The sequence below is a fragment of the Pseudomonas sp. PDM05 genome (assembly GCF_014851685.1).
Taxonomy (GTDB): domain Bacteria; phylum Pseudomonadota; class Gammaproteobacteria; order Pseudomonadales; family Pseudomonadaceae; genus Aquipseudomonas.
This window is the reverse complement of sequence record NZ_JACVAC010000002.1, coordinates 21089-42997: the sequence shown is the minus strand read 5'-3', so window position 1 is coordinate 42997 and position 21909 is coordinate 21089. Positions and strand designations below refer to the sequence as shown.

Here is a 21909-nt window from a genome sequence, read left to right as displayed (position 1 = left end):
CTTTTGCCCTGAAAATGTGACAAAACAGCTAAGAGAAACGCTGGGAATGGACGGGAGGGATGGCTCGATCATGAGCCGAAAAACCCTTGGCTGGCAACCGCTTATTGGTCGCTCACCACGCAGTCTAGCCGGTGCAGGAGAATTGAAACGGGGGAGTGCGCGCCGCTGGGCAGCAGCGCGCGAGGGTTACGCCAGGCTTACTTTTTCTTCTTCGCGGCAGCCGGTGCAGGGCAATCCGCTTCGACGAATTTCACCGACGCCACCGGACGGTTGGTCTTGTTCTCGGTGATTTCATAGCGCATCACCGCACCCTTGGCCATCAGTTCGCGGTAACCCTTGTTCAGGCACACGGCTTGGCCCAGTTGGAAGTACACCGCCTTGGGGTTGGCACGCATCTGCTCAGCACGGTCGGGCAGTACACTGAGGTGATCGATCAGTTGCATGCCTTCGACGGTGTAGGCGACCTCGAGGGTTTTTTCGTCGATTTCCCGGGGCAGGTCTTTGTTGCTCTCCGCCGCGACGCTTTGCAGCTTGCGGTTCATTTGGGCCTCCAGCAGCGAGGCCGCCTGGGCGCCCACGGGCAATACCAGCGCAAGGGCGATGGACGGGGCGGCAAGGCGCAGCATGGAACGCAACATGAAAATCTCCTGATTCGGGTACTGGTGCATAGACCAACCACTGCGCTGTGCGTTCAGTGGCGCGCAATTATAGGTGAGCCCTTGCCACTACAGCCAGGCGTATCGCTGGTAGACTGCCGCCACTTGAAGCCCTCCACGAGTTTTCACAGTGTCGATTTACCTGTCCCAACGGCGCACCCTATGAGTCACGCCGTCTCCCGCCTGCGTACACAGCGCCTGGCACGTGCCGTCAGGCCGTTCCTCAACCGTGGCTCCCGTGCCGAACGCTGCAGCGGCTGCCGGGTCATCCCCGAGTACTGTCTGTGCGCCTGGCGCCCCAAGGTCGAGGCCCGTTCCGCCATGTGCCTGTTGATGCATGACGTCGAGCCGATGAAACCCAGCAACACCGGTTGGCTGATCGCCGATGTGATTGACGACACCACCGCGTTCGCCTGGTCGCGCACCGAAGTCGACCCCGATTTGCTGACCTTGCTGGCCGATCCGCAGTGGCAGCCGTATATCGTGTTCCCCGGCGAATTCGTCGCGCCTGAGCGTGTCGTCAGCGAGGTGCGGGTGGAGGAGGGCAAGCGCCCGCTGTTCATTCTGCTCGATGGCACCTGGAGTGAGGCGCGCAAGATGTTCCGCAAAAGCCCGTACCTGGAGCATTTGCCGGTACTGAGCCTGGCGCCCGAGCAACTGTCACGCTACAAGCTGCGGCGCTCCAAGCGTGATGATCATTTCTGCACCGCTGAAGTGGCGGCGCTATGTCTTGAGCTGGCCGACGACGGCGTCGCCAGCGAGGTGCTGGACGCTTACCTTGATGTGTTCAGCACCCACTACCTGGCGGCCAAGTTCCAACTGCCGCTGGACCCGGCAGACATCGTCCATACTCGTCTTGCACCCTATATTCCAGCGGTATAGCCAGACGACGTTTGCATGATGGCACCTTAAGCCCGCAACCCGCTAAAATGCCCACGGGCGTAGTACTTGACCCCCCAGGCTACGCTGGGCATGCTGGGCGCCGATTGGGCGTAAGCGTGAATTTTTCAACGTCGTTCAAGGTGTTTTCGACGCTGAACGTGCCCTCTGGTGATGGCTGCCTGGCTGTCATCTTGTGTACTGGTGAACCCTGAACCCATCAGGGCTCCCATAAAAAACAGGATCATTTAATCAATGGCCACATACGAAATCCTGATAGCCGATGACCATCCGCTGTTTCGCAGCGCCCTGCACCAGGCAGTGACCCTGGGCCTTGGCCCGGATGTGCGCCTGGTCGAAGTGGCCAGCATTGCCGAGCTGGAAGCCCGTCTCACCGAAAAATCCGATTGGGACCTTGTGCTGCTCGACCTGAACATGCCGGGTGCCTACGGTTTTTCGGGGCTGGTGCTGTTGCGTGGGCAATACCCGCAGATTCCGGTGGTGATGGTCTCGGCCCAGGAAGAAGCCGACGTGGTGGTGCGTTCCAAGGAATTTGGCGCCAGCGGTTTCATTCCAAAATCCAGCGCCATGGAAGATATTCAGAAGGCCGTGCGCAGGGTGCTGGACGGCGACGTGTCCTGGCCGCCGCAGGCGTTTGAAGAAATCAATGTGTCCGACGAAGCCAAGGCCGCCCGCGATGGCCTGGCCAGTCTGACGCCCCAGCAGTTCCGCGTGCTGACGATGGTGTGCGAAGGCTTGTTGAACAAACAGATTGCCTACGAGCTGAGCGTGTCGGAAGCGACCATCAAGGCCCACGTTACCGCGATCTTCCGTAAGCTGGGGGTGCGTACCCGGACGCAGGCGGCGCTGCTCTTGCAACAACTTGAGTCAATTTCACAGCATTAAGTTGTAGCCGCTTCACGCTTTTTTGACTTGGCGTGATCTAGTTTCCCCACTTCTTTGGTTCAGTTGCCTACGTCTATGTCGCCTTTCAAGGGTCAAACCGGTATCAAACGTATCTTCAATGCAGGGGGCTATTCCCTGGACGGCCTGCGTGCGGCCTTCACCGGCGAGGCGGCCTTCCGCCAGTTGGTGTTGCTCAACGTGATCCTGATCCCATTGAGCTTCTTCCTGCACGTCAGCCGGGTGGAACGCGCCTTGTTGATCGCGGTATGCCTGCTGGCCTTGATTGTCGAGTTGCTCAACTCCGCGGTGGAAGCGGCCATCGACCGGATTTCCCTGGACCGTCACCCTTTGTCGAAAAACGCCAAGGATATGGGCAGCGCTGCGCAATTCGTTGCGCTGACCATGATCACCCTGGTGTGGGCCGTGATCCTGATCTAACGATCAGGCAATGCTCGGCAACACGATCTCGTCGCTGCGCTGAACCCCTGCGGTAAAGGCGCGGCACAGTTCCAGAAACTCGCGCATGGCTGAGGTCTGGTATTTCTGTTTATGCCAGATGAAATAGAACTGCCGGGCCAGGTCCAGGTCCGGGGTTTCCACGGGTACCAGGCTGCCGCGGCGGAACGCATCGCGCAGTGCCAGCCGGGAAATGCAGCCGATCCCCAGGCCTGACTCTACCGCGCGTTTGATCGCCTCGGTGTGCTCCAACTCCAGGCGGATATTCAGTGCGCTGCGGTGATGGCGCATGGCTTGGTCAAACGTCAGGCGCGTGCCCGAACCCTGTTCGCGCAGGATCCACGCTTCATGGGTCAGCTCGTCCATGGACGCCACGCCACGCTTGGCCAGGTGATGCTGCGGGGCGCAGAACACCACCAGTTCGTCCTCGACCCAGGTCTGCACCTCGATATCCGGGTGGCTACAGTCGCCTTCGATTAGACCCAGATCAATTTCGTAATGCGCTACCTGGTGCACGATATGCGCAGTGTTCTGCACATGCAGCTTCACCTGGCTCTCGGGATGCTGCTGCATGAAGCTGCCGATCAGCAGGGTCGCCAGGTAATTGCCGATGGTCAGCGTGGCACCGACCGCCAGGGAACCGAAGCCGGACTTGCCGTTGAGCAGGTCCTCGATCTCCTTGGCCTGGTCCAGCAGCGCCACCGCCTGGGGTAACAGCTGATGGCCGAGGGCGTTGAGGCTCAGGCGTTTGCCTGCGCGGTCGAACAATTGGCAGCTGGATTGGCGCTCCAGCTCGGTGATCGAGGTGCTGGCGGCGGATTGAGATAAGGCCAGAAGGCCAGCAGCGCGTGACACGCTTTCCTGCTGGGCGACGGCGACGAAGACTTGCAGTTGACGGAGAGTAAATCGCATATCGATATAACCGATAACCCTTATCTTAATAATCCAGTTAACAGATATTGTCGCCGCGATTAGAATGCGGTGCAATTGCGCGCCTCAATACTGCGCAGACCCATTTCCAGGAGTCCCCCGTACATGAGCAACATGAACCACGAGCGTGTCCTCAGTGTTCATCACTGGAACGACACTCTGTTCAGCTTCAAGTGCACCCGCGATCCGGGCCTGCGCTTCGAGAACGGTCAGTTCGTGATGATCGGCCTGCAACAGCCCAACGGCCGCCCGCTCATGCGCGCTTACTCCATCGCCAGCCCGAACTGGGAAGAGCATCTGGAGTTCTTCAGCATCAAGGTGCCGGATGGCCCGCTGACTTCCCAATTGCAACACTTGAAGGAAGGCGACGAGATCATCATCAGCAAAAAACCGACAGGCACCCTGGTGCTTGACGATTTGAAGCCGGGCAAGCACCTGTACCTGCTCAGCACCGGTACTGGCCTCGCGCCGTTTATGAGCGTGATCCAGGACCCGGAAACCTACGAGCGTTTCGAAAAAGTGATCCTGTGCCACGGCGTGCGTTACGTCAACGAAGTCGCCTACCGCGAATTCATCACCGAGCACCTGCCGCAGAACGAGTTCTTCGGCGAGGCCCTGCGTGAGAAGTTGATCTACTACCCAACCGTGACCCGCGAGCCGTTCGAAAACGAAGGCCGCCTGACCGACCTGATGCGCAGCGGCAAGCTGTTCCGCGACATCGGCCTGCCGCCGATCAACCCCGAGGACGACCGCGCCATGCTGTGCGGCAGCCCAAGCATGTTGGACGAGACCAGCGAAGTGCTGAACAGCTTCGGCCTGAAGGTTTCGCCGCGGATGCGTGAGCCGGGTGACTACTTGATCGAGCGTGCATTCGTCGAGAAGTAACACTGGGTCAGTAACAACGCGGATCCAAAAATGTGGGAGCGGGCTTGCTCGCGAATTCGGTGTGTCAGTCACAGCTGTATTGACTGAACCACCGCATTCGCGAGCAAGCCCGCTCCCACATTTGGTTTGCGCTTTATTCAGCTGCAAGCACTTCGAGCACGCATATCGTTCCAGCTTCAGGATAGTGCCAGCGCACATCCACATCCCAGAACTGCACACCGTACTCACGCTCCGGCCCTGGCGTCTGATATGCCGGCCGCGGGTCCTGCGCCAGACACTGCTCAATCAACGCCACCAACGGCTCATCCAGCCGCTGGGCGTGGCCCTGTGCCTGGTGCAAGGCGGTCTTCAGCCACTGCACGGGAATCAGTGCCGGCGCGCCGCTGGCCATGCTGTTGGTGGCGGTGTCGATAATGTCGGCATAGGGCACATACGGCTTGATGTCCAGCACCGGCGTGCCATCGAGCAGATCAATCCCGGAAATCCACAACCGCCCCGGCTCGACCTTGTCCAGCTTTACCACCGACTGGCCAATACCATTGGGCCGGTGGGTCGCGCGGGTGGCAAACACGCCCATGGAGGTGTTGCCACCCAAGCGCGGCGGGCGCACTTTCAGGCGCGGTTTGTCTTCCAGGGCCTGGTGGAACAGGAACAGCAGCCACACATGGCTGACCTGCTCCAGGCCCTGTACCGCCTCGCCGCCGTCGAACGGCGCCACCAGTTCCAGCACGCCCCGAGCGGCCGGCGCCAGTTGCGGTTGGCGCGGGATGGCGAACTTCTCCTTGAAGCAGGAGCGCACAAAGCCGACGGGCGAGACGTTGTAGGTCATTTCTGAAGCCTCAAGTTACAAGCTCCAAGCCACAAGCTTTTCACTTGCAGCTTGAGGCTCGTCGCTGTTCTTAAGCTCTGACGCGCAGCGTCAGCCCCTTGAGGAAGTTACGCAGCAACTGGTCGCCGCAGGTGCGGTAGTTGGTGTGGCCGAACTTGCGGAACAACGCGCTCAGCTCAGGCTTGGACACCGGGAACTCGGCGGCCTTGAGGATGGCGTGCATGTCGTCTTCTTTCAGTTCGAAGGCCACGCGCAGTTTCTTGAGGATGATGTTGTTGGTCACCGGAGTCTCGATCGGCTGCGGCGGACGGCCTTCGTCCTTGCCACGCTTGAAAATCACCAGGCCATCGAGGAAGTGCGCCATGACTTCATCCGGGCAGAACACGAAGCCTTCTTCCTCGTCCTTCTTGAGGTAGGTCAGCAGGTCGTCCTTGGTCACGTCCATGCCGCCGAGCTTGATGATCTCGACCATCTTGTTGTCGCTGATGTCGAGCATGTAGCGCACGCTACGCAGTACGTCGTTGTGAATCATGGTGGGTAATCCTGGTATTCAACTGGGGACACCGCCGAAAACAGGCGGTGTCGAGAAAAGGGCGGCGGTTTAGAACTTTTCTTTGGTGGACAGGTAACGCCACTGGCCGACCGGCACTTTGCCGATGGACACGCCACCGATGCGGATACGACGAATGGCGATGACCTTCAGGCCAACCGCTTCGCAGAACAGTGCGATCACGCCCGGTTGCGGGTTCTTCATCGCGAAGCGCAGGCGGTTTTCGTTCTGCCAGCTGGCTTTGACCGCCGGCAGTTCCTTGCCTTTGTACGTCAGGCCGTGGTTCAGGCGGTTGAGGCCGTGGGCAACCATGTCGCCTTCGACCTCCACCACGTATTCCTGCTCGATCTTGGCGGCATCGGCGGTCAACTTGCGCAGAATCTTCCAGTCCTGGGTAAACACCAGCAGACCACTGGCCTTGGCTTGCAGGTCGGCGCTGGCGGTCAGGCGCAGGAAGTGGCCTTTTAGCGGGCGTTTGCCGAAGCGGTGTTCTTCGGACAGGGTTTCGGCGCTGATCGAGGCCAGTGCGGTCTCGGCGTCCACGCCGGCCGGGGCGTGCAGCAGGATGGTCACAGGCTCCGGCGCGGTGGCCTTGGCCTCGGGGTCGAGTTCGACCTTCTGGGTGGTGACCTTGAACTGCGGCTCGTCGATCACTTCACCGTCCACCGAGACCCAGCCGCCTTCGATGAACAGCTCAGCCTCCCGACGGGAGCAACCGACCAGTTCGATAAGGCGTTTGGAGAGGCGTATGGGGTCAGTCATGACAAGGGCCGTAACAAAAGGGGGCGGCTATTGTACCTGTGTGGGGCCGGTTAATCCCGGCCCCATTTCGGTGCTGTGGTTTTTTGTGGGGTCCGACAAGCCAGTTCCCACAGAAGAGCGCAAACGCATGTGCAGCAGAGGGTACGGTTGCCCCAGACCATCATGCTCTGTGCGTCCGATCACCTCGAAGCCCTGCTTGAAGTAGAAGCCCAGGGCCTGCGGGTTCTGCTCATTCACGTCCAGTTCATCGGCATTCATGTGTTCGATGGCATAGCGCAGAAGTTGCCGACCAAGGCCCTGGCCCCGGTACTGCGGGTCGATAAACAACATCTCCACCTTGCCCGCCGCCACTCCGGCAAACCCGGTGATGCGTTGGCGCGGGTCTTTGGTGCAGATCAGCATGACGGTGTCCAGATAGCGCGTCAGCACCAAGTCTTTTAGCAACACGATGTAACTGTCCGGCAGGAAATCATGGGTCGCCCGCACCGAGGTCTCCCAGATCTGCGCCAACTGCGGGTAGTCGCTGACGTTAGGTGTGTGGATAACCGAATGCTGACGCATGCCCGCTGCCCCTTGCCGATGATTGATGCCGATGGGCAAAACGATAGACGTAAAAAAGCCCTGCATCTTGTCCAGAAGCAGGGCTTTTTCAAATCTTTACCGCATCAGTCGCGCTTTTCAGCCCACAGGTCGTATTCGTCGGCGTCGGTCACGGTGCACCAGACCTTGTCGCCCGGCTTCAAACCGCTGGCATCGTCGATAAACACGTTACCGTCGATCTCCGGCGCATCGAAGAAGCAACGGCCAACGGCGCCTTGCTCGTCGACTTCGTCGATCAACACTTCGATTTCCTTGCCGATGCGCAGTTGCAGGCGCGCCGAGCTGATCGCCTGCTGGTGCGCCATGAAGCGCTCCCAACGATCTTGCTTGACGTCGTCCGGCACCACGGCCAGGTCCAGCAGGTTGGCCGGGGCGCCTTCCACCGGCGAGTACTGGAAGCAGCCTACGCGGTCCAGTTGCGCTTCGGTCAGCCAGTCCAGCAGGTACTGGAAGTCTTCTTCGGTTTCGCCAGGGAAGCCGACGATGAAGGTGGAACGGATGATCAGCTCCGGGCAGATCTCGCGCCAGTTCTTGATACGCGCCAGGGTCTTGTCTTCGAAGGCCGGGCGTTTCATGGCTTTCAGGACTTTCGGGCTGGCGTGCTGGAACGGGATGTCCAGGTACGGCAGGATCTTGCCGGCGGCCATCAGCGGGATCAGCTCGTCCACGTGCGGGTACGGGTAAACGTAGTGCAGGCGCACCCACACACCCAGGCTGCTCAAGGCTTCGCACAGTTCGGTCATGCGGGTTTTCACCGGCGCGCCGTTCCAGAAGCCGGTGCGGTACTTCACGTCGACGCCGTAGGCGCTGGTGTCCTGGGAGATCACCAACAGCTCTTTCACGCCAGATTTGACCAGGCGCTGGGCCTCGTCCAGCACGTCACCGACCGGACGGCTGACCAACTTGCCGCGCATCGACGGGATGATGCAGAAGCTGCAGCTGTGGTTGCAGCCTTCGGAAATCTTCAGGTACGCATAGTGACGCGGGGTCAGCTTGATGCCCTGTGGCGGTACCAGGTCGATCAACGGGTTGTGATCCTGGCGCGGCGGCACCACCTCGTGCACGGCGTTGACCACCTGCTCATACTGCTGCGGACCGGTCACGGCCAGCACGCTCGGGTGCACGTTGCGGATATTGCCTTCTTCCACGCCCATGCAGCCGGTCACGATGACCTTGCCGTTTTCCTTGATGGCTTCGCCGATCACTTCCAGGGACTCAGCCTTGGCCGAATCGATGAAACCGCAGGTGTTGACCACCACCACATCGGCGTCCTGGTAAGTGGACACGACGTCATAGCCTTCCATACGCAGTTGCGTGAGGATGCGCTCGGAGTCGACGAGTGCCTTCGGGCACCCCAGGGAAACAAAGCCAACCTTGGGGTTGGCTTTTGCGATGGTGGTGGACATGTCTAACCTCGGTATTGAATGACGCCGCCAGTCGGGCACGACAAGGCGGTAGACGGGCGCTTGGTGCGCCTCTGATCAAAAAGTGCGCAATTCTAGCGACGGGCAGCGCACTTGACCAGCTTTATGCAGGGAAATGCGACGAGTGCTGCGCTATGCTTCGCGCCGTTGCCCACAGGTAAAACACCAAGGTCAATAAAACGTCTGTTACGAGAAGTAAAACAGCGCATGCTAGGGTCAGCTTAGAAGCGTTGTTTATAAGAGACCTCAGGTCAAAGGGCAGGAGTGGTTGATGGGTCAGGCAAGTAGTCCGGCGGCAGGCGCCGCGCATTCCACTGCAAAGCCGATTGGCATGCTGGTGGCAGCGGTCGGGGTGGTTTATGGCGATATCGGGACCAGCCCGCTCTACACCCTTAAAGAGGTGTTCAACGGTGGTTATGGGGTTCAGGTCAACCATGACGGTGTGCTGGGTATTCTGGCGCTGATCTTCTGGTCGCTGATCTGGGTGGTATCGATCAAGTACATGCTGTTCGTGCTGCGCGCCGACAACCAAGGCGAGGGCGGCATCATGGCGCTGACTGCCTTGGCGCGTCGGGCGGCGGGGGAGCGCAAGAAGCTGCGCAGCTTCCTGGTGGTGTGCGGCCTCTGCGGGGCGGCGTTGTTCTACGGCGACAGCATGATCACCCCGGCGATTTCCGTGTTGTCGGCGGTGGAAGGCCTGGAACTGGCATTCGACGGCCTGGAGAAATGGGTCGTGCCCATCGCCCTGGTCGTGCTGGTGGCGCTGTTCCTGATCCAGAAACACGGCACCGACCACATCGGCAAGCTGTTCGGGCCGGTGATGGTGACCTGGTTCCTGGTGCTGGGCGGTCTCGGTGTGTATGGCATCACCTTGCACCCGGAGGTGCTCAATGCGATGAACCCGATCTGGGCCGTGCGCTTCTTCCAGGCCCATCCCGGCATTGGCGTGGCGATCCTCGGCGCGGTGGTGCTGGCACTGACCGGCGCCGAAGCGCTGTATGCCGACATGGGCCACTTTGGCCGTAAACCCATCGCCCGTGCCTGGTTCATGCTGGTGCTGCCGGCGCTGGTGCTCAACTATTTTGGCCAGGGTGCGATGCTGCTGGGCGACCCGGAAGCCGCGCGCAACCCGTTCTATCTGCTGGCGCCGAGCTGGGCGTTGATCCCGCTGGTGGTGCTGTCCACCCTGGCCACGGTGATTGCGTCCCAGGCGGTCATCTCCGGTGCGTTCTCGCTGACGCGCCAGGCGATCCAGTTGGGCTACATCCCGCGCATGCATATCCAGCACACCTCCAGTGCCGAGCAGGGCCAGATCTACATCGGTGCGGTGAACTGGTCGCTGATGGTCGGCGTGATTTTGCTGGTGCTGGGCTTCGAGTCCTCCAACGCACTGGCTTCGGCCTACGGCGTGGCGGTGACCGGCACCATGTTGATGACCACCATCCTGGTATCGGCGGTGATGCTGCTGCTGTGGAAATGGCCGCCGATCCTGGCGGTGCCGGTATTGGTCTGCTGCCTTTTGGTCGACGGCCTGTACTTTGCTGCCAACGTACCGAAGATCATCCAGGGCGGCGCCTTCCCGGTGCTGGCGGGGATCGTGCTGTTCATCCTGATGACCACCTGGAAGCGCGGCAAGCAATTGCTGGTGGACCGTCTCGACGAAGGCGGCCTGCCGTTGCCGATCTTTATCAGCAGCATCCGCGTGCAGCCGCCCCATCGCGTGCAGGGCACCGCGGTGTTCCTCACCGCCCGCCCGGACGCCGTGCCCCACGCGCTGTTGCACAACCTGCTGCATAACCAGGTGCTGCATGAGCAAGTGGTGCTGCTGACAGTGGTGTATGAAGATATTCCCCGGGTGCCGGTGGAGCGGCGCTTCGAGGTGGATTCGTTTGGCGACGGCTTCTTCCGCGTGATCCTGCATTTCGGTTTTACCGATGAGCCGGATGTGCCTGAGGCGCTGAAACTGTGCCACCTGGATAACCTGGATTTCAGCCCGATGCGCACCACCTACTTCCTCAGCCGCGAGACCGTGATCGCGTCGAAGATCGAAGGCATGGCGCGCTGGCGCGAAAGTCTGTTCGCCTTCATGTTGAAGAATGCCAACGGCAACCTGCGCTTCTTCAAACTCCCGGTAAACCGCGTGATCGAGCTGGGCACCCAGGTCGAAATGTAGGTTTTTGCAGCACGGGGGCCGGCAATCGGCCCCCGCTTGATGTTCTGAACCCTGTGCAAACCACCGTTGTCGACTAGGCTCTAAACACTGTTGAACAGTGCCCATAGAACCCAGAAGAGGTGCGCCATGAGTCAGCTGCTCGAACCCTATACCCTGCGCCAATTGACCCTGCTCAACCGCATCGCGGTGTCGCCGATGTGCCAGTATTCGTCCGATGACGGCTTGGCCAATGACTGGCACCTGGTGCACCTCGGCAGTCGTGCCGTGGGTGGCGCCGGCCTGATCTTCACCGAAGCCACCGCCGTGACCGCCGATGGCCGTATCACCGCCCAGGACCTGGGCCTGTGGAATGACGCACAGATCGAACCATTGCAACGCATCACCCGTTTTATCGCGGCCCAGGGCGCGGTGGCCGGGATTCAACTGGCCCACGCCGGGCGCAAGGCCAGCACCCATCGGCCGTGGATCGGCAAGCATGGCAGCGTCAAGCCGGAGGACGGTGGCTGGGTGCCGGTAGGCCCATCGCCGATCGCCTTCGACCCTCAGCACACCCAACCCAGGCAACTCGATGAAGGGCAGATCCAGCAGGTGATCGCCGACTTTGTCGCCGCCGCCAAGCGTGCCTTGACCGCCGGTTTTGAAGTGGTGGAAATCCATGCCGCCCATGGTTACCTGCTGCATCAATTTCTCTCGCCGATCAGCAATCAGCGCCAGGATCTGTACGGCGGATCGTTTGAAAACCGCATCCGCCTGGTCTTGCAGGTAACCCAAGCGGTGCGCGACGTCTGGCCGCAAGAACTGCCGCTGTTTGTGCGAGTATCGGCCACCGACTGGGTCGAAGACGGCTGGAACCCTGACGAAACCGTGGAATTGGCGCGCCGCCTCAAGGACCTCGGCGTGGATTTGATCGACGTCTCGTCCGGTGGTACCGCCGCCAATGCCGAGATTCCTACCGGCCCCGGCTACCAGACGCGCTTCGCCGAGCGGGTGCGCAAGGAATCGGGGATCGCCACCGGCACTGTTGGCATGATCACCGAACCGGCCCAGGCCGAGCACATCCTGCGTACCTGTCAGGCCGACATCATCTTCCTCGCCCGTGAGTTGCTGCGCGACCCGTACTGGCCGCTGCATGCCGACGATGACCTGGGTGGGCGCAAGGCGATCTGGCCGGCGCAGTACCAACGGGCGACGCATCGGGACCAGCCGATCCATGAGTCGGACCTGCGCGACTGATCCCTTGTGTCGAGTCGAAACCCACCGCAACAGGTGGGTTTTTTACAGGCTGCGCCGCCAGCTTGGCCACGCCCACAAGGTGGCCGCCCGCAGCAACCATTCCAACGGCCCGTAGGGATGACTGCGCAGCCAGCGTGCGCTGCACCACCGTTGCAAGGCAAAGATCCCCAGCACCACGGGCAGCATCAGCAGCGGTTCGAGCCGGTTGATCAAGCCTGCGCCATAGCCGCTGAACAGCACCCCCAACAGCGCCGATTGCAGCAGGTAGTTACTCAGGGCCATCTTGCCCATGGGCGCCAACCACTGGCATAAGCGGGCGCCGGCGGCAGTGCTGAACAGTGCCAGCATCGACATCGCGTAGGCCGCGCTCAACAGCGGTGCGGTGAGTTGGCCGAGGCCAAAGGCGAAGGTTTCGAGGCCGCCGCCGGGTGCATAGGTGGCGCTCACGGCATAGATCAGCGCACCCGGCAGGCCCACGGCAAGCGTGATGAGCAGCAGGCGCCGCAGGTGCGGTTCCCAGCGATACGGTGTGACCAGTAACTGGTTGCGCCCGGCGGCATAACCGAAGAAAAACATCGCCAGGGCGCTCGGCCCTTGCAGCAGCCATAACGCCTGCACGGTCTGCCACAGGTGAGCACTGTGAAAGCGCAAGGTCTCCAGGGCACTGCCGCTGAATGCCGCGAGTTTGGTCGAGGCCTCACTGCTCGAGGTCGCGCTGAAGTCGCCGGCCTGCGCTTGCAGCACGCCGAGCGCCATCCATGCCGAACAGGCAACCGTTACCAGGCCGACGCCCCAGCGACATGCCGTGGCCGGCGACAGATTGCGCGCCGCCAGCAGCACCAGGCCAAGCAATGCGTAGGTGGACAGGATCTCGCCATAGTAGAGCAGGGCGCCGTGGGCGACGCCCAGGGCCAGCAACGCCAGTTGCCGGCGCACCATGCGCGGTACAAACGCCGCCTCGGCGCGCTCGGCGGCGGCCATCTGCAAGGTAAAGCTGTAGCCGAACAGAAAGGAAAACAGCAGGTAGAACTTGGTTTCGAACAGCAGTGAAATCCCCAGGCGCACCCAGTGATCGGCTGTACTCGCGTAGTCGGGATTGCTGAGGGGCGAGGCGTAGTAAGGGTCGGCAAAGGCACAAATGTTCACCACCAGGATGCCCAGCAGCGCAAAACCGCGCAACGCGTCGACGTGTATCAGGCGTGTCGGCGTCATGTTCAACGGCCTTGCAGCAGGTGCACCACCAAGCCGCGCAGCACGTCAGTCTGTTGGTCTGGGTGGAAGTCCGCGTCGGCCGCCACCCGGGCAAACATGCCATCGATCAGGGTCGCCACCCAACTGGCCGCCTGCGGGGCGGTCAACGAGGTGTGCAGTTGCCCGGCGTTCTCGGCGGCCTTGATCAGCGCCTCCAAGCCTTCGCGCAGGTAGCGGTCGTTGGCCTTCATCAAGTGTGCGACGGCTTCATCGCGGTGGCCCAATGCCGAGATTTCCAAGGCCAGGCCCGCGTAATGGCGGTCGCAGGCCAATTCACAGGTGTAGTCCACAAACGCCAGCAGTGCGGCCATCGGATCCGCGGCGGCAGCCAAGGGCGCCATGCCTTGCTTGATCTGCTCGCCTTCGCGGGCCACCAGTGCCAACAGCAGCTCGTGTTTACTCGCGAAATAGTGGAACAGGTTGCCGGCGCTCATCCCGGCGGCGGTGCAGATGTCGGCCGTGCGCGTGGCGACAAAGCCGGCTTCGGCAAAACAGCGCGAAGCGGCATCGAGCAGGGCCATGCGTTTGTTTTCACGTTGTTGCGGATCGACGGTACGCATGCTCGCCTCATTCATTAATTGAGTAGTCACTCAATTAAATGGCGAGTAGGAAAAATCTGCAAGCTTTTTGCTCAAAACCAATTATTTAAGTGATTACTCTAAAAAAGTCGCACGCTTGGCGAGATCGTTTCTACGCTTAGGGTACGTCTGATTTCTGGCCCAGGGAGTCAGTCGGTTCGCTCACTGAGGCATTGCGCTTCACGGGAGGCAGGTGATGGGCATCAGGAACAGTTGATTGAAATCAGGAGTAGTAGTCCATGGCCAAGTCCTATGGGGTTGCGGGTGCGGTGGCGTTTTTTCTGACCCGCAGAGTGTCGTTGCGGGGTCGAAGGTTGAGCTCGGATGAGGCCGAATTGCTGGCGCAGTACCGCGCCCTTACCGAGAACGATCAAGTGGCGATGCGGTATCTGATTGGGGCAATGAAAAGTGTGTCGCGCTTTTAGAGCCGACGTGTGGCGAGGGAGCAGGCTCCCTCGCCACAGCTCAGTTGATCAGGTGTACTTGCGCTGCTCCGGCGCCGGTGGGAAGTACTGGTACAGCCAGGTTTCACTCAGGGTGCGGTCCTGTGTGCGGATGAACAGGCGCAGTTCCACCGGGTCCACACTGTCGCTGGTCGGGTACCAGTCGAACAGGATGCGGTAGCCCTTGATGTTATCCAGCACCAGTACGCTGAAATCCTTCACCTCACCATGGGAGCAGGTCACCACAGGCTCGATCCCGGTGCCCGGTGGCAGGCGATCGAGGCCGCCGCCCTTGAAGTCCACGGCAAAACGGCGCGCCCACACCGGCGGGTAATGCTCGCCTGGTGCCCAGCCCTCGGTGAAGCCGCCCATGCCGGAACGGGTCGCGTCGACCTGGGCCAACGGCGTACTCACCGGGGGCAGGGCGCTCCAGTACAGCTTGTAGCCGTAGTTGAGGGAGTCGCCGGCGGCCACGGGTTTTTTCGGGGTCCAGAAGGCCACGATGTTATCCAGGGTTTCGCCGGTGGTAGGAATTTCCAACAGGTCGATAGAGCCTTCGCCCCACGCGGTGGTCGGTTCGACCCACAGGCTCGGCCGCTTGCTGTACCAGTCCACGGTGTCCTGGTAGCTGGCGAACTCATGGTCGGTCTGCACCAGGCCGAAGCCTTTCGGGTCTTTGTCGGCGAACGCGTTGAATTGCAGTTTGGCCGGGTTGTTCAGCGGGCGGCAGATCCACTCGCCATTGCCGCGCCACATCGCCAGGCGATCCGAATCGTGGATCTGCGGGTGGATGGTGTCGCACATGCGGCGCTCATGGGTGCCACAGCTGAACATGCTGGTCATCGGTGCGATGCCCAGTTGTTCGATGGTGGTACGTGCATTGATGTGGGCATCGATGGCCATCACCACCTGGTTGGCCTGGCAGTCGATGTCGAAGCGGTAGGCGCCGGTGGCGCTTGGTGAGTCGAGCAGGGCGTAGACCACGAAGCGGGTGGCGTCCTTGTCCGGGGTTTCGAACCAGAACTGGGTGAAGTCGGGGAACTCTTCGCGCTTTTTCGCGTAGGTATCGATCGCCAGGCCGCGTGCGGAAAGGCCGTACTGGCCGGTGGAATCCACCGCGCGGAAGTAGCTGGCGCCGAGGAAGGACAGCACGTCATGGCGATCCAGCTCCGGGGCCTTGAACAGCTTGAAGCCTGAGAAACCCAGGTCGCCGGTCAATTGCTTGGTGTCGACCGTGGTTTTTTCGTAGTTGAACAGCGAAGGGCGGAAATGCACCTCGCGCGCCTCACGGGTCTTGGGGTCGACGCTGTGCATGCGCACCGGCGTCTTGAAACCCATGCCGACGTGGAAGAACTGCACGTCCAACTGGCCGTTCAATTCCTTCCACAGCGAATGCTTGCCGTCGTAGCCGATGGCGTTGAAATTCTGCGGGGTCATGCTCGCCAGGGTCGGCGGCAGCACCTGCTTGGTGTCTTTATAGGCGGTTCCGGCGAGCTGCTTGGCCTGGGTCTTGAGCGTATCGAAATCGAACGCCACGGCCTTGCCATCGGCGGCACGGTTCCCGGCCCAGGCCTGGGCGGCCAGCAGGCCGCTGGCCGACAAACCGGTGTAAGCCGCAATGGCCATGGACGCTTTGAGCAAATTCCTGCGGTGCATAGAGACAACCTGTCGTGAGCAAATCCCGCGCCGTTCCTGGCACGTAGCGGATCAGAAATTACGGTTCGGACATGCCTTCGGCCAAACGCAACGGACAATAAACAGACGCCGGATAGCTTAAGCGGTTCGCAGGTGTAGGAAAATTGATTGATAGCGGGGTGATGGCATTGCAAGTGCGACAAGACATTTCCGGGGGGGGGGTGGATGATCACTCAACTCAAGAATGATGAAGATCCAATGTGGGAGCGGGCTTGCTCGCGAAGACGGTACATCAGACATACATGTGTTGACTGACAAACCGCTTTCGCGAGCAAGCCCGCTCCCACATTGGGTTCTGCGTTGGCCGTTAGGTCACATTTCAGCTCACTTCACCCACCGCTCTGTAAGCCTCATCAATCGCCGCATGGGCATACGCACTCCACGCCGCATCCGAGTTGGCGATGCTCACATGCCCCACCGGCTTGCGTGCCAGCTTCATCCACGCTTCGCTCTCATCGGCGTCATCGAACAAGCTGTTGGAGAAGCTCGCATAACCATGTGACCAACGATTGACAGTGATCGCCAGAATGTCGGTCTCGTGGTTGAACCCACCGGGGCCGAGCATGCGTTGCAACTGGTCACGCAACTGCGCCTCCAGCTGTTCGAACGTCTGCCCGTACAACCGGCCGCGACCGGCGCGGGCCTGGTCGCGGGCGTTCATGCCGCTGTTGGGGCTGGTGGGTACGTAGACCATGTGCAGGCCGATCGGCTGCGTCGGGTCGCGCGGGTGGTCGTAGCCGCCCATGCTCACCGGGTAGTCCAGCTTGATCCGGCTGTAAGGCTGGGTCGCCGCGTAAATCTCGTGCACCCCCAGCTTCTGGAACGACTGCCAGTTGCGGATCACCACCTTGGTGTACACCAGCGGGTATTTCACGTTCTGGCTCAGGGCATGGGCTTGTGCGGCCGGCAGGTCTTTGAGCAGGTACGGAATCATCATGTTGTAGCAGGCCAGGATGCAGCGCTTGCCACGCACCTGTGCGAGTTGTCCGCCACGGCTGTAGCCGATATGCACGCCATCACCGACGTTGCGCACGCTGACGGCCGTGCTGTTCAGGCGCAGCCGCACGGCGGATGTCGGCTGGTCGAGCCTGGCGTAGTCAAACGGTGCCAGCACGATATCGTCCATGGTGTGCCCTGGCGCCACGCCGGGGATCAGGCTGCGCACCAGCAGGCGCGCCACCGACGCGTTGCCATCGGGGAAGTGGTAGATGTAGGGCTCTTCCATTTCTGCCGCCGCTTCTTCGCTAATCGGCGCCAGGTTCATCCCGGCAAAACCCGGGAAACCCACGTTGTAGGCGTCAGCAGCCGCCACGGCATCAATGCTCAGGGCCATGAAGTCATTGGTGCGGCTCTGGAAATATTTCACTGCCGCTTGCGACAAACCCACGTTCTTGAGCAGGAAATCGCGGTAACTGGTGGCGGCCAGGTAGTCGGCCTTTTCTTTGGCACTCTTGCCTGGCAGGTAATCCTTGGGGGCGGTGTGTAATTCGATCAGCGCCTGGCGATCTGCCTGGGGCAGGGGGAAGTCGTTGATGAAGTCGCCGATGGAGCGTGCATTCAAGCGGTCCGGCGCAATATCGTCGGCCACCATCGGCGTTGGGTCGCCGGTCACCAGTTTGTCTTCGCCGAAGTTTTCCTTGTCGAAAAACACCCCGCGCGACAGGCCCAGGCCGGGGTAGAACTGACGGTCAAACGCCGTTTCGAAGCGCTTGATATTTACCCCGAGCTTTTTCAACAGCCCGTTCACTTCTTTGCTGTACAGGTGGTTGGGCGACTGGAACGCCTCGCTGCCGCCGTAACCGATGATCATGCGGCCGCCTGCCTGGAACTCATTGCGCTTGGCATGGCCGCCGAAGTCGTCGTGGTTTTCCAGGATCAGGATCTTCGCCTTGGGGTGCTTCTCGCGGTAGAACCACGCCGCCGCCAAACCGCTCAAGCCGCCGCCGACCACCACCAGGTCATAGCGCTCGGTGATCGGCAGCTTGTCGGTGTCGAAGGCCTTCTTTTCCCAGCCCATCTGGTGCGCCACTTCGAACGAGCCGACATGGCTACCACGCAGGCCGGTGAGAGCGGGTGGGTAGTAGCGGCCATCGGGCGCGGCTTGCAGGATTTGCAGCGGGGTCATGCCGGCGGCAAGGGTGATGGCGACGCCGTTGAGGAAGTCGCGGCGGGTGATGTCCATGGGGATAACCTGAGTTTTTATTGTTATGAGAGGGATCTTGGGTGAGCTCGGCTTTTTGTGGGAGCGGGCTTGCTCGCGAAAGCGGTGGGTCAGCTAGGCATATATTGGCTGACACACCGCCTTCGCGAGCAAGCCCGCTCCCACACTAGCCGGCGTCCACAGGAGAAAAAGCGTCAGTGCTTGAACATCACATGTCGCACAGTGGTGTAGTCCTCTAGCCCGTACATGGACATGTCCTTGCCATAGCCCGACAGTTTCTGACCGCCATGGGGCATTTCGCTGACCAGCATAAAGTGGGTATTCACCCAGGTGCAGCCGTACTGCAAACGTGCGGCCAAACGGTGGGCGCGTCCTACATCGGCGGTCCATACGGACGAGGCCAAGCCGTAGTCCGAATCGTTGGCCCAGCCCAGCACCTGGGCTTCGTCGGTGAATTTGGTCACCGAGACCACCGGCCCGAACACCTCGCGGCGCACGATCTCGTCATCTTGCTGGGCGTCGGCCAAGACGGTCGGTTCGAAGAAGTAGCCGTTGCCTTCCACGGCTTTACCGCCCGTGACCAGGCGGATATGCGGCTGCGCCACCGCGCGCTCGACAAACCCGGCCACGCGGTCACGATGTTGCGCGGTGATCAGCGGGCCCAGTTCGGTGGCCGGATCATCCTGCAAGCCGTACTTGATGCTGGCGACCGCCGCGCCGAGTTTCTCGACAAACGCGTCGTAGATGTCCGCTTGCGCATAGATCCGGCAGGCGGCGGTGCAATCCTGTCCGGCGTTATAGAAACCGAAGGTGCGAATGCCTTCCACGGCAGCGTCGATGTCCGCATCGTTGAAGATGATCACCGGCGCCTTGCCGCCCAGTTCCATGTGCATGCGCTTCACGCTGTCGGCGGTGCTGGCGATGATATTTGCGCCGGTGGCGATGGAGCCGGTCAGTGACACCATGCGTACTTTCGGGTGGCTCACCAGCGGGCTTCCCACCGTTGGCCCACGACCAAACACCAGGTTGAGTACGCCCGCAGGGAAAATTTCAGCGGCCAGTTCGACCATGCGCAACGCGGTCAGCGGGGTTTGTTCCGATGGCTTGAGCACCACGGTATTACCTGCGGCGAGGGCCGGGGCGATTTTCCAGGCGACCATCATCAACGGGTAGTTCCACGGTGCGATGGAGGCGATCACGCCCACCGGGTCGCGGCGGATCATCGAGGTGTGGCCGGGCAGGTATTCACCACCGGCCGAACCGCTCATGCAACGGCTGGCGCCGGCAAAGAAGCGGAACACGTCGGCAATCGCCGGGATCTCATCGTTCAGCGCGGCGTTGTAGGGTTTGCCGCAGTTGTCCGATTCCAGCTTGGCCAGTTCTTCGCCATGGGCTTCGATGGCGTCCGCCAGTTTCAGCAGCAGCAGCGAGCGATCCTTCGGTGCAGTTTGCGACCAACTTTCGAAAGCCGCATCGGCGGCGCGCACGGCGGCGTCGACCTGGGCTTCACTGGCTTCGTTGATTTCCACCAGCACACGGCCGAGTGCCGGGTTGAAGATGGCCTGGGTCGGGCCTTCGCCTGCGACCAGTTGGCCGTTGATCAAGAGTTTGGTTTGCATGGTTCAGTCCTCCACAAAACTATTGTTATCTCCCTGAAGAAACCCGATTCAAAGGTGGGAGCTGGCTTGCCTGCGATAGCGGTAGTGCAGTCGATACCGCTATCGCAGGCAAGCCAGCTCCCACATTGATCGTGTTTCAACAGTGGCCATTTATTTACCGCCACTCCCCGCCACGCTTTCACCACCGCGCGTCAGGTAATAGGCACCCAGAATCGGGAACATCGTCACCAGCATCACCAGCATCGCGACCACGTTGGTCACCGGCACATCCCGTGGCCGGCTCAACTGGTTGAGCAACCACAACGGCAAGGTGCGTTCGTGGCCGGCGGTGAAGGTGGTGACGATGATTTCGTCAAACGACAGCGCAAACGCGAGCATGCCGCCGGCCAGCAGCGCCGAGCCGAGGTTGGGCATGATGATGTAGCGGAAGGTCTGCCAGCCGTCGGCGCCGAGGTCCATCGACGCTTCGATCAGGCTGTGGGAAGTGCGGCGCAAGCGGGCGATGACGTTGTTGTAGACGATCACCACGCAGAACGTCGCGTGGCCGACAATGATGGTAAACATCCCAGGCTCGATGCCCAGGGTCTTGAACGTCGCCAGCAGGGCGATACCGGTGATGATCCCCGGCAGCGCAATCGGCAGGATCAGCATCAGCGACACGCCTTGCTTGCCGAAGAACTCCCGGCGATACAACGCCGCCGACGCCAGCGTGCCGAGCACCATGGCGATCAGGGTGGCGATGGCGGCAATCTGCAGCGACAGCTTGATCGCCTCCAGCACGTCCGGCCGCGCAAAGGCCACGCTGAACCACTTCAGGGTGAAACCCTGGGGCGGAAAGCTGAACGCCGCTTCTTCGGTGTTGAAGGCGTAGAGGAAGATGATCAGGATCGGGAAATGGAGAAACACCAGGCCACCCCAAGCGGCGATCTTCAGACCAATGGAAGATTTTTCAGAGTGCATCGAAGGCCCCCAGGCGTTTGACGATGGACAGGTACACCGCAATCAACACGATCGGCACCAGGGTGAACGCCGCGGCCATGGGCATGTTGCCAATGGCACCTTGCTGGGCGTAGACCATGCCGCCGACGAAGTAGCCCGGCGGGCCCACCAGTTGCGGCACGATGAAGTCGCCGAGGGTCAGCGAGAACGTGAAGATCGAACCGGCGGCAATCCCCGGTACCGACAGCGGCAGAATCACCTGCATAAAGGTCTGGCGCGGCTTGGCGCCCAGGTCGGCGGAGGCTTGCAGCAATGATGGCGGCAGGCGCTCCAGCGAGGCCTGGATCGGCAGGATCATGAACGGCAGCCAGATGTAGACAAACACCATGAAGCGCCCCAGGTGCGAGGTGCTCAAAGTGCTGCCACCCACGCCGGGAATGCCCAGCACGAACTGCAACAGCGGCTCCAGCCCCAGGTGCTGCACGAACCACTGCGCCACGCCGCCCTTGGCCAGCAGCAAGGTCCAGGCATACGCCTTGACGATGTAGCTGGCCCACATCGGCATCATCACCGCGATGTAGAAAAACGCCTTGGTCTTGCCGGTGGTGTAGCGCGCCATGTAGTAGGCAATCGGGAAGGCGACGATGGCACTGGCGATCGACACCACGATCGCCATGCTCAAGGTGCGCAGGATGATGTCGAAGTTCGATGGCTGGAACAGTGCGGCGAAGTTGGCCAGGGTCAGGTCGGGCGTGACCGCCATGGTGAAGTCGTCGAAGGTGTAGAAACCTTGCCAGAGCAGGGTCAGCAGCGAGCCGAGGTAGATCGCGCCGAACCAGATCAGCGGCGGTATCAGCAGCATCGCCAGGTACAAATTGGGCTTGCGGTACAGCAGGTTGGAAAACCTGCGCATCGGCGGTTGGGACAGGGCCAGGTTCAT

At 61.1% G+C, this 21909-nt stretch carries 21 protein-coding genes; 7 read left to right on the top strand and 14 right to left on the bottom strand.

Annotated features, from left to right (window positions below; translation table 11 throughout):
* Positions 1 to 197: 197 nt before the first annotated feature.
* The gene (locus tag IB241_RS05060) at positions 198 to 638 is read right to left on the bottom strand and encodes a PA3611 family quorum-sensing-regulated virulence factor (RefSeq protein ID WP_192297276.1); all 441 of its coding nucleotides are present in this window, start codon (positions 636 to 638) and stop codon (positions 198 to 200) included.
* A 180-nt stretch (positions 639 to 818) separates the two neighbouring features.
* Between IB241_RS05060 and IB241_RS05055 the strand changes: the two genes are divergently transcribed.
* From IB241_RS05055 to IB241_RS05045, 3 genes are all read left to right on the top strand, one after another.
* Positions 819 to 1538, top strand: coding sequence for a tRNA-uridine aminocarboxypropyltransferase (locus IB241_RS05055; protein ID WP_192297275.1), 720 nt, complete (start codon positions 819 to 821; stop codon positions 1536 to 1538).
* A 252-nt stretch (positions 1539 to 1790) separates the two neighbouring features.
* Positions 1791 to 2441 carry a response regulator transcription factor ErdR gene (gene erdR, locus IB241_RS05050; protein ID WP_057723263.1) on the top strand — a complete coding sequence of 217 codons (651 nt, stop codon included), beginning with the start codon at positions 1791 to 1793 and terminating at the stop codon, positions 2439 to 2441.
* A 75-nt stretch (positions 2442 to 2516) separates the two neighbouring features.
* The gene (locus IB241_RS05045) at positions 2517 to 2879 is read left to right on the top strand and encodes a diacylglycerol kinase (RefSeq protein ID WP_017137081.1); all 363 of its coding nucleotides are present in this window, start codon (positions 2517 to 2519) and stop codon (positions 2877 to 2879) included.
* A gap of 3 nt (positions 2880 to 2882) precedes the next feature.
* On the opposite strand, the gene IB241_RS05040 is transcribed toward IB241_RS05045, so the two are convergent.
* Positions 2883 to 3809, bottom strand: coding sequence for a LysR family transcriptional regulator (locus tag IB241_RS05040; RefSeq protein WP_010212678.1), 927 nt, complete (start codon positions 3807 to 3809; stop codon positions 2883 to 2885).
* A 123-nt stretch (positions 3810 to 3932) separates the two neighbouring features.
* Between IB241_RS05040 and fpr the strand changes: the two genes are divergently transcribed.
* Positions 3933 to 4712: a ferredoxin-NADP reductase gene (gene fpr / locus IB241_RS05035; RefSeq protein ID WP_024073760.1), complete on the top strand. Its 780-nt coding sequence runs from the start codon at positions 3933 to 3935 to the stop codon at positions 4710 to 4712.
* A gap of 133 nt (positions 4713 to 4845) precedes the next feature.
* Here fpr and tsaA read toward each other — a convergent pair whose 3' ends face one another.
* The 5 genes from tsaA to rimO all read right to left on the bottom strand — a co-directional run bounded on the left by tsaA (position 4846) and on the right by rimO (position 8859).
* Complete coding sequence (gene tsaA / locus IB241_RS05030; RefSeq protein WP_192297274.1) at positions 4846 to 5541, bottom strand: tRNA (N6-threonylcarbamoyladenosine(37)-N6)-methyltransferase TrmO; 696 nt, start codon at positions 5539 to 5541, stop codon at positions 4846 to 4848.
* A 70-nt stretch (positions 5542 to 5611) separates the two neighbouring features.
* Positions 5612 to 6073, bottom strand: a complete 462-nt coding sequence (locus tag IB241_RS05025; RefSeq protein WP_192297273.1) for a DUF1456 family protein — start codon at positions 6071 to 6073, stop codon at positions 5612 to 5614.
* Between the two features lie 69 nt (positions 6074 to 6142).
* Complete coding sequence (locus IB241_RS05020; protein WP_192297272.1) at positions 6143 to 6853, bottom strand: rRNA pseudouridine synthase; 711 nt, start codon at positions 6851 to 6853, stop codon at positions 6143 to 6145.
* Positions 6854 to 6880: 27 nt separating this feature from the next.
* Positions 6881 to 7414: a GNAT family N-acetyltransferase gene (locus IB241_RS05015; RefSeq protein WP_225595285.1), complete on the bottom strand. Its 534-nt coding sequence runs from the start codon at positions 7412 to 7414 to the stop codon at positions 6881 to 6883.
* Between the two features lie 104 nt (positions 7415 to 7518).
* The gene (gene rimO / locus IB241_RS05010; RefSeq protein ID WP_003231334.1) at positions 7519 to 8859 is read right to left on the bottom strand and encodes a 30S ribosomal protein S12 methylthiotransferase RimO; all 1341 of its coding nucleotides are present in this window, start codon (positions 8857 to 8859) and stop codon (positions 7519 to 7521) included.
* A 289-nt stretch (positions 8860 to 9148) separates the two neighbouring features.
* Here rimO and IB241_RS05005 point away from each other — a divergent pair, with 289 nt between their 5' ends.
* Positions 9149 to 11050 carry a potassium transporter Kup gene (locus IB241_RS05005; protein WP_192297271.1) on the top strand — a complete coding sequence of 634 codons (1902 nt, stop codon included), beginning with the start codon at positions 9149 to 9151 and terminating at the stop codon, positions 11048 to 11050.
* A 126-nt stretch (positions 11051 to 11176) separates the two neighbouring features.
* Complete coding sequence (locus tag IB241_RS05000; protein ID WP_192297270.1) at positions 11177 to 12283, top strand: NADH:flavin oxidoreductase/NADH oxidase; 1107 nt, start codon at positions 11177 to 11179, stop codon at positions 12281 to 12283.
* A 42-nt stretch (positions 12284 to 12325) separates the two neighbouring features.
* Here the strand turns inward: IB241_RS05000 and IB241_RS04995 are convergent, their stop codons facing one another.
* Complete coding sequence (locus IB241_RS04995) at positions 12326 to 13495, bottom strand: DUF418 domain-containing protein (protein ID WP_192297269.1); 1170 nt, start codon at positions 13493 to 13495, stop codon at positions 12326 to 12328.
* 2 nt (positions 13496 to 13497) lie between these two features.
* Positions 13498 to 14094, bottom strand: a complete 597-nt coding sequence (locus tag IB241_RS04990) for a TetR/AcrR family transcriptional regulator (protein ID WP_192297268.1) — start codon at positions 14092 to 14094, stop codon at positions 13498 to 13500.
* Positions 14095 to 14351: 257 nt separating this feature from the next.
* Between IB241_RS04990 and IB241_RS04985 the strand changes: the two genes are divergently transcribed.
* Complete coding sequence (locus tag IB241_RS04985) at positions 14352 to 14537, top strand: hypothetical protein (protein ID WP_105520645.1); 186 nt, start codon at positions 14352 to 14354, stop codon at positions 14535 to 14537.
* A gap of 48 nt (positions 14538 to 14585) precedes the next feature.
* Here IB241_RS04985 and IB241_RS04980 read toward each other — a convergent pair whose 3' ends face one another.
* The 5 genes from IB241_RS04980 to IB241_RS04960 form a co-directional block, all read right to left on the bottom strand.
* Entirely contained in the window at positions 14586 to 16211 is a 1626-nt protein-coding gene (locus IB241_RS04980) for a glucan biosynthesis protein D (RefSeq protein WP_192297267.1), read from the bottom strand.
* Between the two features lie 358 nt (positions 16212 to 16569).
* The gene (locus IB241_RS04975; protein ID WP_192297266.1) at positions 16570 to 18432 is read right to left on the bottom strand and encodes an NAD(P)-binding protein; all 1863 of its coding nucleotides are present in this window, start codon (positions 18430 to 18432) and stop codon (positions 16570 to 16572) included.
* A 173-nt stretch (positions 18433 to 18605) separates the two neighbouring features.
* Positions 18606 to 20030 (bottom strand): gamma-aminobutyraldehyde dehydrogenase, encoded by a 1425-nt coding sequence (locus IB241_RS04970; RefSeq protein WP_192297265.1) that lies wholly within the window; start codon positions 20028 to 20030, stop codon positions 18606 to 18608.
* Positions 20031 to 20180: 150 nt separating this feature from the next.
* Positions 20181 to 20990, bottom strand: coding sequence for an ABC transporter permease (locus tag IB241_RS04965; RefSeq protein ID WP_016977919.1), 810 nt, complete (start codon positions 20988 to 20990; stop codon positions 20181 to 20183).
* Complete coding sequence (locus IB241_RS04960) at positions 20980 to 21909, bottom strand: ABC transporter permease (RefSeq protein ID WP_192297264.1); 930 nt, start codon at positions 21907 to 21909, stop codon at positions 20980 to 20982. Before IB241_RS04960 ends, IB241_RS04965 begins: the two co-directional genes overlap by 11 nt.

Coding starts and splice junctions, on each gene's coding strand:
- IB241_RS05060 (WP_192297276.1), bottom strand. CDS start 638: ATGTTGCGTTCCATGCTGCGCCTTGCCGCCCCGTCCATCGCCCTTGCG.
- IB241_RS05055 (WP_192297275.1), top strand. CDS start 819: ATGAGTCACGCCGTCTCCCGCCTGCGTACACAGCGCCTGGCACGTGCC.
- erdR (WP_057723263.1), top strand. CDS start 1,791: ATGGCCACATACGAAATCCTGATAGCCGATGACCATCCGCTGTTTCGC.
- IB241_RS05045 (WP_017137081.1), top strand. CDS start 2,517: ATGTCGCCTTTCAAGGGTCAAACCGGTATCAAACGTATCTTCAATGCA.
- IB241_RS05040 (WP_010212678.1), bottom strand. CDS start 3,809: ATGCGATTTACTCTCCGTCAACTGCAAGTCTTCGTCGCCGTCGCCCAG.
- fpr (WP_024073760.1), top strand. CDS start 3,933: ATGAGCAACATGAACCACGAGCGTGTCCTCAGTGTTCATCACTGGAAC.
- tsaA (WP_192297274.1), bottom strand. CDS start 5,541: ATGACCTACAACGTCTCGCCCGTCGGCTTTGTGCGCTCCTGCTTCAAG.
- IB241_RS05025 (WP_192297273.1), bottom strand. CDS start 6,073: ATGATTCACAACGACGTACTGCGTAGCGTGCGCTACATGCTCGACATC.
- IB241_RS05020 (WP_192297272.1), bottom strand. CDS start 6,853: ATGACTGACCCCATACGCCTCTCCAAACGCCTTATCGAACTGGTCGGT.
- IB241_RS05015 (WP_225595285.1), bottom strand. CDS start 7,414: ATGCGTCAGCATTCGGTTATCCACACACCTAACGTCAGCGACTACCCG.
- rimO (WP_003231334.1), bottom strand. CDS start 8,859: ATGTCCACCACCATCGCAAAAGCCAACCCCAAGGTTGGCTTTGTTTCC.
- IB241_RS05005 (WP_192297271.1), top strand. CDS start 9,149: ATGGGTCAGGCAAGTAGTCCGGCGGCAGGCGCCGCGCATTCCACTGCA.
- IB241_RS05000 (WP_192297270.1), top strand. CDS start 11,177: ATGAGTCAGCTGCTCGAACCCTATACCCTGCGCCAATTGACCCTGCTC.
- IB241_RS04995 (WP_192297269.1), bottom strand. CDS start 13,495: ATGACGCCGACACGCCTGATACACGTCGACGCGTTGCGCGGTTTTGCG.
- IB241_RS04990 (WP_192297268.1), bottom strand. CDS start 14,094: ATGCGTACCGTCGATCCGCAACAACGTGAAAACAAACGCATGGCCCTG.
- IB241_RS04985 (WP_105520645.1), top strand. CDS start 14,352: ATGGCCAAGTCCTATGGGGTTGCGGGTGCGGTGGCGTTTTTTCTGACC.
- IB241_RS04980 (WP_192297267.1), bottom strand. CDS start 16,211: ATGCACCGCAGGAATTTGCTCAAAGCGTCCATGGCCATTGCGGCTTAC.
- IB241_RS04975 (WP_192297266.1), bottom strand. CDS start 18,432: ATGGACATCACCCGCCGCGACTTCCTCAACGGCGTCGCCATCACCCTT.
- IB241_RS04970 (WP_192297265.1), bottom strand. CDS start 20,030: ATGCAAACCAAACTCTTGATCAACGGCCAACTGGTCGCAGGCGAAGGC.
- IB241_RS04965 (WP_016977919.1), bottom strand. CDS start 20,990: ATGCACTCTGAAAAATCTTCCATTGGTCTGAAGATCGCCGCTTGGGGT.
- IB241_RS04960 (WP_192297264.1), bottom strand. CDS start 21,909: ATGAACCTGGCCCTGTCCCAACCGCCGATGCGCAGGTTTTCCAACCTG.